We start from the raw sequence: 12,859 nt of genomic DNA, 5'->3' as shown, positions 1-12,859 counted from the left end.
GATCGAGCCCTGTTTCATAGACTGAGGTCAGCCGAAAATGCGTCCCGAGACATAAGCGGCTTCATTTGTGCCGTCATGTCCGGGTCGGCGGGCCCGGGTGAATCGGTGTCCTCATCACGTCGACGACACGCGCCGGACATGATTGCATTATCGTAAAATGCGTTAATCAGTCGCAAAGCCTCTCTTCCCGAGTCGATTCGGTTGATCGTGGCACGGAATTGCGCTGAGGAGGGCAAACCGACAGAATACCATGAGATATGCTTCCGCGCGAGGCGAAGGCCCGACTGCTCCCCGAAATGTGCAAGCATTTTGGCGTAATGCCTCAGAATGATCGCTTTCTCTTCCTCCAGTGAAGGATCCGGCATGATCTGGCCGGTCGTCAGGGCCGCGCCAATCTGCGCGGGGAGCCACGGACGGCCATAACAGCCCCGCCCGACCATGACACCATCCGCGCCGGACAGCGCCAGAGCCTGCCGGGCATCGGCCACGGAAATAATGTCACCATTGACGATCACGGGAATATCGACCGCATCTTTAACCTGACGAACGAATGACCAGTCTGCCCGGCCATTATAAAACATCTGCCGCGTCCGCCCATGGACGGTGATCATCCTGATCCCGGCTTTCTGCGCGATGCGTGCCAGGCGCGGGGCGTTGAGGCTGGTATGGTCCCACCCCATGCGCATTTTGAGGGTGACCGGCACGTTGACGGCTTTGACAGTTGCTTCGAGCAGGCGTGCGGCCCTGACCTCATCCCGCATCAAGGCAGAACCGGCTGACTGCCCGACAGCCACTTTTTTGACGGGGCACCCGAAATTAATATCGATAATGTCCGCGCCTTGATCGACCGATAATTTCGCCGCCTCGGCCATGGCCTCCGCCTCACAACCCGCAAGTTGCACCGCGTTGGGACCGTTATCTGCCATGCGCGTCGTGCGGAATGTATTTTCATTTTCCCGGATCATCGCCCAGGAAGCGATCATCTCCGATATGACGAGGCCCGCACCCAACTCTCGCGCAAGCTGGCGGAAAGGCAGATCCGTCACGCCCGACATGGGCGCCAGGATAACAGGCACCTCAATGCGCACGCTGCCCAGCGCGATAGGGGCCAGAGCCGACGCGGGTGGCGGCGGGTTTGTCACGGATGAAGTCGGATACATAACGTGTGCACAATAGTCAGCTCAGGCACCGGAAGCAATGAGGATTGTCTTATCGACATTTCCCATCACGCACCGCAACAGCGGCCTGGCAAGCCTTTGCGGGAGGGTAGAGCGCGGGATTGAGGGCCTGCTTCAGGGGCGCAGAAGCACCGCCACCTCCGCCCGCGCCGTTGCATCATGCCGCCACAAGCCGCGTGCGACGGAGGTCAGCGTTCGGCTGCCGGCGCTTTTCACGCCGCGCATCGCCATACACATATGCTCAGCCTCCACAACGACGAGGATCGCTTGCGGCTTCAAAGCGTCTTCAATCGCTCTAGCGATCTGCGCCGTCAGACGCTCCTGCAATTGAGGTCGACGGGACAGGACGCTGACGGCGCGCGCCAGCTTGCTGAGGCCGGTCAGGCAACCTTCCGACGGTAGGTAGGCAATATGCGCCTTACCGAAAAATGGCAGGAGGTGATGCTCACACATGGAGTGGAAACCAATATCGCGCACCACCACCATTTCATCATGCTGATCCGCCTTGAACACCTTTTGCAGGTGGTCGCATGGGTCTTCCACCAGGCCGCTGAACACTTCCTGATACATGCGCGCAACACGGGCGGGTGTTTCCGACAGACCTTCCCGATCCGGCGATTCACCGATAGCGCCCAGAATGTCGCGCACAGCCCGCTCAATGATTTTCGTCGCATCTTCCGGCACCTCAATGGTGCTCAGCGCAGGCGCGGACGTGCGCGCGGCAAGGGTTTTCGTCATGCGTCATCCTCAAATTGACGATAGGGGCGGACATCGCCAGCTTCTCGATGCAGTTCATTTAGCAATTGGTGCACGATTTTGCCAGAAATCTTCACATCAGCGGCAATATCCGCCAACGGGACGAGGACAAAGGCTCGCTTCGACAAATGCGCGTGTGGCAGAGTCAATAAATGATCCTGCACATGAAAATCCCCGACAAAGAGAAGATCAATATCGATCGGCCTTGGCCCCCAGCGCCCTCCCGGCATACGGCCCAATTGGCGCTCTGTTTCTTTACAGAGGCGTAGCAATGCATGCGGCATAAGTCGCGTGCGCCCAACCACGCAGAGATTGAGGAAGGCGGGCTGATCCGTTTTCCCCCAGGGTTGCGTCTCATATAAGGGAGAAATCGCGGTGACCTGCACCCCGTCCTCCAGCCCAAGGCGCGTGATCGCGTCATGCAGAATTTCAGCCCGTGCGCCCTGGTTACTCCCGAAAGAAAACCCGACCGGTCGCATTCGATGATGCGTCACCATGACGGAGACATTTTCAAAGGTGGCTTTGATGGGGGCGTCGGGTTTCGACACGCGCAATGTCACTGCATTGATTTTTTCAAAACGCGATAATAAGGCGCGCGCCGTGCGATCCGCCACTGTCTCAATCAGTCGATAGGGTCGCGTCGTCATGATGTCCGCAATGCAATCCGTCACTTCAGCATAACAGACGGTTTTTTCATAATCGTCGTCGCGTATCGCATCATCGACCACAACGCTCAGCGTCACATCGACGAGGAATGTCTGTCCGTTGCGCTGCTCCTCCTCAAACACGCCGTGGCGCGCTTCAAAAGTGAGGCCTTCAAGACTGATCGTGGCGACCGTCATCCGTGACGCCCTGAAGTGACCACGCTCAGAGCGTGGGTGACACGCATCGCGTCAACATGCGGCGCCACATCATGCACCCGGATGATCGCCGCACCTTGACGCGCCGCAATGGTCGCCGCCGCCAGGGAGGCCGGAAGGCGGCCCTGCACATCACGCCCTGTCAGGCGGCCCAGGATGGATTTACGGGAAATGCCGACGAGAAGCGGCAAATCGAAACGTTGTCGCAAAGCCGGCAGGGCATCGAAACATGCAATATTTTGTGCGTCCGACTTATTAAAGCCGATACCCGGGTCAAGAATGATCCTCTCGGAGGCGACGCCAGCCGAACGGGCTCCGTTGATGGCTTTCTCAAAAAAGATAGAGAGAGCGTCCGTGACGTTACCGTCCGCCGTCTCACGCAACCCATGCATGATGACGATGAAGGCGCTAGTTTCAGCGGCAACTAATGTCATTGCCGGGTCGATGGACGTCCCGCCCACGTCGTTGATCATGACCGCCCCGGCCTGCACGGCATAACGTGCAATGTCGGGTTTATAGGTGTCGCAGGATACGGCGCAGCCTGTCCGGACGGACGCCTCAAGAATGGCGGAGATACGGGCGCGCTCCGTCTCCAGCGAGACCGGACTGGAATCAGGGCGGGTCGACTCGCCACCGATATCGATGATGGCCGCCCCCTCCTGCGCAATTGTCAAAGCGTGCTGAGCGGCCGATGCTTCCTGTGTGTAGACACCGCCATCCGAGAAGGAGTCCGGCGTCGCGTTGAGGATGCCCATAATCAGCGGTGCCGACGCGCCGCGATGGGCGCGCATAATCTGGCGCCCAAGCGCCTCCCGCGTCGATGCTTGCGCGAACATCATGTCGTGCTTTGGCATGGGCGGCTCGTGCGGAAATGGGCGCGACATCGGCAAGTCTGACGCCATAAGCTCCTCTAAGCGCAGTATAGGGTCTCAACCCAACCATAGGGGTCTGGCTTGCGCCCATATTGGATATCCGTCAAATTTTCAAGAATGGACGATGTGACCGGCCCGGGATTTTCCCCGTCTCCAAAGCTGACCATATGGTCCCGACGTTTCAACCGCCCGATCGGGCTAACCACCGCCGCCGTGCCGCAGGCAAAAGCCTCTCGGTAACGCCCGGATTGCGCGCCTTCAAAGATATCGTCAATCGCGATCTGCGTCTCTTCCACTGCGAGATTGAGGTAGGAGGCGATGGTGGTGATGGCATCGCGGGTGATACCTGGCAGGATTGTGCCCGTCAGACGTGGCGTGACAAGGGTATTGTCATCGCGCACGAATACGACATTCATCCCCCCTAACTCCTCTACATGTCGACGTGTGGCCGCATCGAGAAACAGGACCTGATCGCAGCCCTGTTCTGTCGCTTCACGCTGCGCCATCAGCCCTGCGGCGTAATTCCCGCCGCATTTGGCAGCGCCCGTTCCGCCCATTGCCGCGCGCGCAAAATGTTCCGTCACCCATATATCGACGCAGGCTTTGTCGAAGTAATTTCCGGCGGGGGTGGCGATCACGATGAACTGATATTCCCGTGCCGGGCGCACGCCCAGAAGCGCCTCGGTCGCGATCATGAACGGCCTTATATAGAGGCTTTGCCCCCTGCCCTGCGGCACCCATGCATGGTCACACGCCATGAGCGACTCCAGGCTCTGCATAAACAGCTTTTCCGGGAGTTCCGGCATGGCCATACGCCGGGCGGAATCCCGGAAGCGCCGCGCATTTTCCCTGAGGCGAAACGTGACAATATCGCCGTGCTGCGTGCGATACGCCTTCATTCCTTCAAAGATTTCCTGACCATAATGAAGAACGGCCGCTGCCGGGTCCAACATCAGGGGGCGGCGCGGGCAGATCATGGCGTCATGCCAGCCACGCTCCGCCGTGTACGACACGATCGCCATGTGATCGGTGAAGTGACTGCCGAATTTGGGGTTTTCGAGAGCGGCCTCCCGCGTCGCATCGTCAAGCGGGTTGGCAGAATGTTCCACTGTGAAGAGGTGTGTTGCCGACGTATCTTGCGCTTCTTTGGTCGCGGGAGAACGATTCATCTGACTGTCCCTTCATAGGCGCTGCACGTGGTGGACGCGGTGTCCGCTCAGGCTGCGCATAGGGTGGGTGAAAGATGTGCTGCGCCCGAGATTGATTAACGCATCATGACCCAAAACAAAAAACCTGTCCATAAAGGACAGGTTTTCCGTAACATAGAACCAGACAGAAATGAGGCGCGATCAGCGCTTCGAGAACTGGAAGGAACGACGGGCCTTGGCACGGCCATATTTTTTACGCTCAACCACACGGCTGTCACGAGTCAGGAAGCCCGCGACCTTCAGGATGCTGCGCAAAGCCGGGTCGTAATAAGTCAGGGCACGGGAAATACCGTGACGCACGGCACCTGCCTGGCCTGAAAGCCCGCCACCTGTTACGGTGCAATAGACATCAAACTGATTATAACGATCCGTCAGCAGGAAGGGCTGGGTAATCAGCATACGCAGGACAGGACGCGCGAAATAAGTTGTCACCGGGCGACTATTAACAATGATCTCGCCGCTGCCAGGCTTGATCCACACACGCGCAACGGCGTCTTTACGACGTCCCGTCGCGTAGGAACGACCCTGCGCATCACGCTTGACTTCATAAACCGGAGCTGCCTGTGCGGCAGGTGCAAGACCAGCCAGATCCTGCAGAGATCCCGTAAGCTCTTGAGTTTCAGACATCTCTTAGACCTTGATCGCGTTAATGGTGTTCTTGCGGTTGAGGGACGCAACATCCAGTTTAACGGGCTGCTGTCCATCATGGGGGTGCGCCGCGCCGGCATAGACGTGCAGATTTTTCATCTGCGCACGCTGCAATGGCCCGCGCGTAATCATCCGCTCAACGGCTTTCTCGACAACACTGCCCGGGTTGGCGGCATTAAGGCGCTGCGTGATCGTGCGCTCCTTAATGCCGCCAGGGTGCCCTGTGTGGTAATGAAAGAGCTTCTGCCCGACCTTATTGCCCGTCAGGACGATTTTCTCGGCGTTGATGACGACGACATGGTCGCCGCAATCCACGTGAGGGGTGAATTGAGGTTTGTGCTTGCCGCGTAGGCGGTTTGCGATAATGGTGGCGAGGCGGCCAAGAACGAGCCCTTCAGCATCAATCAGGACCCAGCCTTTCTTCACCTCGGCAGGCTTTAGCGAAGGGGTCGTCTTCATGTATCAGTTAATCCAGCAGCATGTGTTGGTATCGGTGCGCGTTTATCGACGTATCACGGGCGCATGTCAAGCGATTTTATTATGCGGCAAGCACCAAAACCGGCGGTAAATCAAGCTGAAATCGCGTGTGGTAACATATTACCTCATTAAAAAGCGGGAGACAGGTTGTCGATACGCCTCTTCACCGCTAGCATGATCACAGTTTTGATAGGCCTTAAGGACATCTTCCGGTGAAGCGACCCGTCTTGCTGACAAGTCTGTGTGGGACACTTGTCATACTTGGTTATGCCGGCGCGCGACATGAGGCCAATGCTGAGTTGAAACGCGGAATTTCCAATTTCTACGCGCATCTGCCGCCTGGCGTGACCTTTACCTATAAAAAAGCCTATCCACGCATATTATTCCGCGGCGCTGCTTTCACTCAGGTTAAGATTTCTGACGCGCATGTTACTTTCACCACGGATCATCTCCTTATCAATGCCCCGTCCGGCGCGCCCCGGACGGGGCTTCATTTTAAGCTCATGACGGCGATCCGGCCACATTTTGAACTCCAGCAGCGTGCGGCCGCCTCCTGGATGCAAATCCGCGCTGAAGCTGACGGGTTGCGCCTGCGGGATGTTACGCTTCCCCCCATTGATGCGGATGATCATCACCCTGTCGATATCAAGACCCTCATCGCGACACGTCTCGGCCAGCTCACGACGGACCATCTGCATGGGCGGGCCGTCACGGATCAGGGCGGCGGACCGGACGGAGTCGTCGCCGCAACGTCAGCACGCCACTCCGTGACATTCAAGGCTGCATGGCTCGATATTCGCGGCATCAACCACGCCGTCAGCACGATCACGGAGGCACGAAATATACGGATCACCTCCCTCAGGGGGCTCCCCCCGCCGGACGGAACACCGAGCCATGAGGTCGCTGAAGTCGAGATTGCCTATCTGAGGAACGTCGCCTTTGATGCGCCTGATGAAATACGCAAAATGCTTGGTTTGCCGACGTCAGACCTCACCGCCCTTTGCCCGACTCTGACAGGCAGATCGTCATTCGGGAAACTGGTTTTTTCCCAAGGCAATTTTCGCGGGCATATCAACCCGTTTCATTTCGAGACAACCCTCGACGGTAATATTTTCAGAACCGTCGCGTCGCCTGTTCAGATCAAGATAGATGTAGGGCTTAACAGGTTTTTCCTACCCATCTACCTTACCTCCCTCTCTATGTCCTATCAGATGACGTGCAACAGGCGCACGCAGGTTCTGGATACGCATTTTAATTTGACCGTCCCTTATTTCGCAACGCTTAATCTGGGCGGGACGATATCAATGCATTCGCCCACCACCTCGAAAATTCCGAGCTATTGGCTTATGGACGCTTACATAGCCTATCGGGATCTCGGCCTGATAAAATATGGTCTGGGCACGACGGCGGAGAAATCGACCATCTCACCCGCTTTCCTTCGCGGATTATACTCTCAATATACGTCCCGACCCGTCCGGGAAACTCCTGGCTGGGCTAAATTGTCGGATTTCCTGAGTCATCATGACGATCGCACCCTCCAGTTAATTTTCTCGCCGGCGAACCCCGTTGAACTTGATCTGACACCCGACCGAAGCGTCAAATTCGATAAATTTCTGCGTCCGTCCGATTGGACGGTGACGACGACACCGTGAGCGCGCTTCGTATCCACGTCATCGGGGCGCTCGGAAGATCGGGTTATGCCCTGTCCGAGGCCCTCATTGCACGCGGCTACGTTGTTATCCCGGTTATACGACGTGAGGGCAATTTGCCAGCCGGGGTGCAACCCGCCCGGTTCGCCGATCTTAACGGCGATGGGACGTCGTTGGAGGCTGCGTTGCATGATGCGGAAATCATCGTCAACACTGCCAATGCCTGTTATACTTCCGCAGTATTGGCCGCCATGCCGGAGGACTCGCGCCTCGTCGCAATGGGCAGCACGAGGTTATTCACACGCTTCCCGGATAAATTCGCACATGATATCCGCAAGGCGATCCACCTTTTATCGGAAAGCCGCGTGCCGAATATCATGCTTCTCCCCAGTATGATCTACGGCGCCCGGGCGGACGTGACGACGCGTCGACTGGTCGGGATCCTGCAAAGACTGCCTGTCATTCCGCTTCCCAAATTCGGGCGGATGCGTATCCAACCGATTTTTCAGGATGACGTCACCCTGGCCCTGATTGCAACGATTGAGCTAATGGCCGGGTCCGGTCACGATGATCTGCCCCCCTTTATCGTTATCGCCGGGCCGCGCGATGTGGCTTACCGCGATTATCTTCGCATGGTCGTCAAAGCGGCGGGTTTGCGGCGGCGACCGATCATATCGGTGCCGGTTTTTCTTCTTAAGGCGCTGATCCCGATCCTCGGCCTCATCCCCGGCGTGCCTCACGTGACGAAGGCGGAAATTGACCGATTGACCGAAAATAAATGCTTTTCCATTTCAGACATGTCAAAAATATTGCGTGTCACGCCTATTGAATTGGAAGAGGGTTTGCGCTTCCTGTTTTCCGGCAAGAATCGACGGCGTTGAGATGTTCGGGTTTCTAGGGCGCTTCTCTTTTACGGAGGCGTGCGGATGAAAACGACATGTTTACGCTGGGCAGCTATTCTCTCTCTGACATCTCTCATTGGCTGCGCCGTTATGCGCGAGCCGATTATTGGCGACTGGCAGGGTTATCAGCCGCTTTCAACCCCGCAGGGTCAGGTCGCGATTGAACTGGTGCTTTACGGAAGACCCGGGGGAAAGAGCGGCAAATTGCGCCTCTCCAGCCAGGACACGATGGACAGAAGCCAATGCTGTCGACAGCTCTGCCTATCTTGACGGCACATGGACCCTCAAAGATATTTTTGTGAAAGGGCGAATCTGGCGCAATCTCACAATTGATGCGCCGGGGATGAGCTTCCCGACCTATGTCCTGCTACCAAGTAACGACCTTGTGCCAGCGCTTGATGATGGCAGCCCGGATATTAGCCAGGCCGGTTGGGGCTGTTACCGCCTCGCACCCGTGCCGAAAATCAGTTTTGGCTATGGACGCGTCTGAATCGACAAAATGCCAGAAAGGGCGGCGGCGCGTCGCGACGACTCTGTAACGCTTGTTTCTATTCTTGAGAAAAGGCTGGGGCGAATGACGGGGCTCGAACCCGCGACCACCGGTACCACAAACCGGCGCTCTACCAACTGAGCTACATCCGCCACACAGCTGGCTCCGATTTAAATGAGAGCGGGGATCAAGTCCAGTCCCTCTTTGCGGTTTTTTGGGCCTACGAAAGGGAGCTGCCGCACCTTGCGGCCCGGACAACATGTCCGCCGACTTGCTTACTCAGCATTGACCGTCCAGCTGATTTCCGAAATTTCCGGGTCATCCGCCATTTCGGAAACAATTTTCTTCAGCACATCGATATCATTTGACGAGGTCAGCAGGTTGAAGTCGATTTCGGAGTGGTCCGCGCCATCTTCACACACGGTCAATTTGCCGACCACGTAATCATCTGCCTCCAGGCGGGATTGGAGCTTCTGCACGACGGACGATACTTGCTCATCCAATGTGCGCGCCGTGATACCGTAAACGGCTTCAATCGTGCGAGAGCGGATCGGCAGGCGGTCGACGAACCGGACGACAGAACGCAAAATCGTGTTACCTGCGATCACGAAAAACGTCAGCAGAAACCCTTCCGCCAGCATATCGCTGCCCACACAGGCCCCTACCGCGGCGGAGCACCATAAAGTCGCCGCCGTGTTAAGGCCGCGCACATTGGCGCCTTCCTTGATGATGGACCCCGCACCGAGGAAGCCAATACCTGAAACGACATAGGCAATGACACGGAGGGATTCGACCTCCCCACCGATACGCTGGGCCAGGTCAACGAAGGCCGCCCCCCGAGGGCCACGAACGCGTTGGTCCGCACTCCGGCACTGCGTTGCCGGTATTGCCGTTCCGCACCGATCAGCGTCCCGAACAGAAATGCACTGAGGAAGCTTACAGTTGTGTCCCCGAAAGATGTCGGGTCGAATGTTTCAATAAACCGCATCTGTCGCCCGTCCTGCATCCATCATTTGGGTCGCCCCGTCCGGTTGCCTTCTGACCATTGATGCGTGTCAGGTCAAGTCTCTCGACCTTCAATAAAAACCGGTCAGGGAAACGGTTTCGGGGCGGCAGCATCCTGCGGTCTATACGTCAGTTTGAAACACAAGTTTGCCGATAGGCGGCTCAGAGTGGAATGCCGGCGACCTCCTGCACGACATCATCCAGCGGCGCGCCGGTGCTGGCGAGATGGGCTTTGTCCCACCTTCTGGCCAGCGGCAGGAAAGCGGCGATGCAAAGCGTCGCCACAAATCCGGCAATAAACAGATCACGGAAAAGCTGGCCGTAAATGTGGGATGCCACGACATCCGGCAGGTTCGGGTCAGGCATCGCCGCGTGCGTGGCGACGAGACTGCCGAGATACATGGCGACACCCCAAAGCAGATAGAGACATCCCATCATGAAACCGCTTGAGCGCACGGCGGTATAACGCGCGATGACCGCCAGGCCGAGCGCCATTGTCAGAAGCTCCGCGACCGAGATAAGCCCGTAACCCAATACCATGATCCAAGCGGAGATCCGCCCTGTCGAGAGTGACGCGGCCTGCCACCATACGAAAAACCCGATTGTCACAAGGATGAAACCGACGAGCATCTTGGTCGCGAGTGAAATCGGGCGGTTGCGACGGGCCACCGCGTGGTAGAATCGCGCCAGTAAGGGGCTGACAAGCATGATCCAGATCGGGTTCAGGGCCTGGAACTGCCCGGCCGAAAAGCGGAACAATGTCACACCGTTAATCTGAAAACGCCCATCCACCGCTCTGAGCGCGAAGAGCGTCAGGGAGGTGACCTGCTGTTGGTAAAAAATCAGAAAAACCATGCTTTGCAGCGCGAGGAGATAAGTCAGCTTGAGGCCCGGGCGCTGCGCCGCCTCCGTGCGGTAAAACAAAATGCCCCAATAAATGGCGACAGCGAGACACGCCCCCCATACACAGACCCGCGCGAGGTCGGGGCTGAAAATGACAATGCTCAGCGCCGCGATCAGCGCGATAAACCCCACCAGAAGACCCATCAGCATCATGAGAGGCAGCCGATGCTGGTCGCGCGCGGCGCCCGCATTCACCAGCCAGCGACGCCGCGAGAGGTACCACAGGATCCCGATCACCAGCCCGGCTGAGCAGGTGAGGAAAGCGCTCTCCTGCCCCCAACGGTCCCGCAGCCAGGGTGTGAAGAGCATGGACAGGGTCGAACCAACATTGACGGCCATGTAATAAAGCGTGAAGACACCATCAAGCTTTTTGTCATCACCCTGATAAATGCGCCGCACAAGATTGGCCGCATTCGGTTTGAAGAGCCCGTTACCCGCAGAAATGGACGCCATGGCCATGGAGAGCAACGCTCGGTGCGCATCGGCCATCGCCAGAACGAAATAACCTGCGGCAAGGATCGCGCCCCCCCACACCATCGCGCGACGCGGACCCATGATGCGGTCACCCAGAAAGCCGCCAAAAACGGGCGTGATGTAAGTGAGCGCAAAAAAAGCGCCCATAATCGCGAACGCCATGCGGTCCGTCATGCCGAGATTTTGGACGAGATAGACGGCGAGGATCGCCTGCATCCCGTAATAACCAAACCGCTCCCATAATTCGACGGCAAAAACGACGGAGAAAGATTGCTCCCGAGAGGGCGGCTTGCTGGAATCTGCCTTCATATTATCGGGACCGCCTCTCGGTTAATGACTTAAGAACTCGGACCCGACATTGGACACGATCATGGCATGAATCGTCAATATGGCCAGAAGCACAGCGAAGAGACCCACCGCCAGCAGAGAAATGACCTCATCCCGTCCTTCTGTGCTTGCGGCCTCGGCATCAGAGGCATCATTCATATCACGCCGCGCCTTCCGCGCCGGAGCGGATACGGAGGAATTCCTCCAGCGCCGGATCGACCTGGCCGATTTTGACCTGCAATGTCACGAGCAGATCGCCAGCCTTGTGCGCACCGTGCGCCGCCACGCCGCGACCATTAAGACGGAGTTTGGAGCCTGTATCTGAATGCGGCGGCACCTTCATGGTGACAGGCCCCTGAGGCGTAGGCACGAGGATTTTACCGCCAAGGACAGCAGTTGCCAGGTCGACAGGCACGGATGCCGTCAGATTGCGGCCTTCCCGAATGTAGACCGTGCTCGGCGCCACTTGAATCGTCACCAGCGCATCACCGGATGGTGCGCCTTCACCGGTCCCGGGCGCGCCTTTGCCGCTCAGGCGCAGGGCTTTGCCATCTTCGATACCGGCGGGAATGCGCACATCGACCGTTCCGGTCTCGGGCAGGGAAATGCGTTTCGAGGTGCCTAAAACAGCGTCTTCAAAACTGATGCGCAGTGTGTAGGTGCGGTCAGCGCCTCGTCTGGGGCGGCGCATGTGCGGGCCAGCCTGATGGAAGCCGCCGCCAAAAGGACTGCCCCCTCCTTGAAACATGTCAGAGAAGAAAGCCCCGAGATCTTCTTCCGAGAAAGACGAATGTTGCGCGCCCTGACGCGGCCCGCCACCTCGAAACCCGCCGCCGCCATAGCCGAAAGGTGCGCGCTCATTGCCTTCATCATCAATTTCGCCACGGTCATAACGCTGGCGCTTTTCCTTGTCGCCCAGGATGTTATAGGCAGCAGTGACTTTCTTGAAGCGCTCTTCAGCCTCCGGTTTACCGGCATTATGGTCAGGATGATATTGCTTCGCCAGCTTGCGATAGGCATTGCGGACATCTTTATCCGACGCCCCTCGGGCCACGCCTAATGCAGCGTATAAGTCACTCAAGCGGATTCGCCTCCCCACCATCCAGAACG

The 12,859-nt window shown here is 57.7% G+C and carries 14 protein-coding genes, 1 tRNA gene and 1 pseudogene; 4 read left to right on the top strand and 12 right to left on the bottom strand.

Annotation, left to right across the window (positions count from 1 at the left end):
• Positions 1–14: 14 nt before the first annotated feature.
• The 7 genes from dusB to rplM all read right to left on the bottom strand — a co-directional run bounded on the left by dusB (position 15) and on the right by rplM (position 5,981).
• Positions 15–1,160 (bottom strand): tRNA dihydrouridine synthase DusB, encoded by a 1,146-nt coding sequence (dusB, locus tag AAYR33_10540; protein ID XAO71363.1) that lies wholly within the window; start codon positions 1,158–1,160, stop codon positions 15–17.
• Positions 1,161–1,292: 132 nt separating this feature from the next.
• Entirely contained in the window at positions 1,293–1,916 is a 624-nt protein-coding gene (gene folE / locus AAYR33_10535; protein ID XAO71362.1) for a GTP cyclohydrolase I FolE, read from the bottom strand.
• Positions 1,913–2,776: a 2-amino-4-hydroxy-6-hydroxymethyldihydropteridine diphosphokinase gene (gene folK / locus AAYR33_10530; protein XAO71361.1), complete on the bottom strand. Its 864-nt coding sequence runs from the start codon at positions 2,774–2,776 to the stop codon at positions 1,913–1,915. Before folK ends, folE begins: the two co-directional genes overlap by 4 nt.
• Positions 2,773–3,648 carry a dihydropteroate synthase gene (folP, locus tag AAYR33_10525; GenBank protein ID XAO71360.1) on the bottom strand — a complete coding sequence of 292 codons (876 nt, stop codon included), beginning with the start codon at positions 3,646–3,648 and terminating at the stop codon, positions 2,773–2,775. Before folP ends, folK begins: the two co-directional genes overlap by 4 nt.
• Positions 3,649–3,704: 56 nt before the next feature.
• On the bottom strand, positions 3,705–4,835 hold the full coding sequence (locus AAYR33_10520) for a branched-chain amino acid aminotransferase (protein XAO71359.1): 1,131 nt from the start codon (positions 4,833–4,835) through the stop codon (positions 3,705–3,707).
• A 180-nt stretch (positions 4,836–5,015) separates the two neighbouring features.
• A complete protein-coding gene (gene rpsI / locus AAYR33_10515; protein ID XAO71358.1) occupies positions 5,016–5,501 on the bottom strand; it encodes a 30S ribosomal protein S9 in 486 nt (161 codons plus the stop codon).
• A 3-nt stretch (positions 5,502–5,504) separates the two neighbouring features.
• The gene (gene rplM / locus AAYR33_10510; protein XAO71357.1) at positions 5,505–5,981 is read right to left on the bottom strand and encodes a 50S ribosomal protein L13; all 477 of its coding nucleotides are present in this window, start codon (positions 5,979–5,981) and stop codon (positions 5,505–5,507) included.
• 230 nt (positions 5,982–6,211) lie between these two features.
• Here rplM and AAYR33_10505 point away from each other — a divergent pair, with 230 nt between their 5' ends.
• From AAYR33_10505 to AAYR33_10490, 4 genes are read left to right on the top strand one after another with little or no spacing between them, the layout of a single operon-like run.
• The gene (locus AAYR33_10505; GenBank protein XAO71356.1) at positions 6,212–7,651 is read left to right on the top strand and encodes a hypothetical protein; all 1,440 of its coding nucleotides are present in this window, start codon (positions 6,212–6,214) and stop codon (positions 7,649–7,651) included.
• Complete coding sequence (locus AAYR33_10500) at positions 7,648–8,529, top strand: NADH-ubiquinone oxidoreductase (protein ID XAO71355.1); 882 nt, start codon at positions 7,648–7,650, stop codon at positions 8,527–8,529. The genes AAYR33_10505 and AAYR33_10500 overlap by 4 nt, the downstream gene beginning before the upstream one ends.
• A gap of 45 nt (positions 8,530–8,574) precedes the next feature.
• Positions 8,575–8,820, top strand: coding sequence for a hypothetical protein (locus AAYR33_10495; GenBank protein XAO71354.1), 246 nt, complete (start codon positions 8,575–8,577; stop codon positions 8,818–8,820).
• A gap of 28 nt (positions 8,821–8,848) precedes the next feature.
• Positions 8,849–9,040, top strand: coding sequence for a hypothetical protein (locus AAYR33_10490; GenBank protein ID XAO71353.1), 192 nt, complete (start codon positions 8,849–8,851; stop codon positions 9,038–9,040).
• A 76-nt stretch (positions 9,041–9,116) separates the two neighbouring features.
• On the opposite strand, the gene AAYR33_10485 is transcribed toward AAYR33_10490, so the two are convergent.
• From AAYR33_10485 to AAYR33_10465, 5 genes and pseudogenes are all read right to left on the bottom strand, one after another.
• Positions 9,117–9,192: transfer RNA gene (locus AAYR33_10485), tRNA-His, on the bottom strand.
• A 123-nt stretch (positions 9,193–9,315) separates the two neighbouring features.
• Positions 9,316–10,028: pseudogene (locus tag AAYR33_10480) on the bottom strand (MgtC/SapB family protein).
• A gap of 179 nt (positions 10,029–10,207) precedes the next feature.
• Positions 10,208–11,731, bottom strand: coding sequence for an oligopeptide:H+ symporter (locus AAYR33_10475; GenBank protein XAO71352.1), 1,524 nt, complete (start codon positions 11,729–11,731; stop codon positions 10,208–10,210).
• A gap of 21 nt (positions 11,732–11,752) precedes the next feature.
• Entirely contained in the window at positions 11,753–11,908 is a 156-nt protein-coding gene (locus tag AAYR33_10470) for a hypothetical protein (GenBank protein XAO71351.1), read from the bottom strand.
• 1 nt (position 11,909) lies between these two features.
• The gene (locus tag AAYR33_10465) at positions 11,910–12,830 is read right to left on the bottom strand and encodes a J domain-containing protein (GenBank protein XAO71350.1); all 921 of its coding nucleotides are present in this window, start codon (positions 12,828–12,830) and stop codon (positions 11,910–11,912) included.
• Positions 12,831–12,859 lie beyond the last annotated feature (29 nt).

This window comes from Acetobacteraceae bacterium, assembly GCA_039613835.1.
Lineage (GTDB): Bacteria > Pseudomonadota > Alphaproteobacteria > Acetobacterales > Acetobacteraceae > Sorlinia.
The sequence above is the reverse complement of the archived record's forward strand: the minus strand, read 5'-3'. Positions and strand labels throughout refer to the sequence as shown.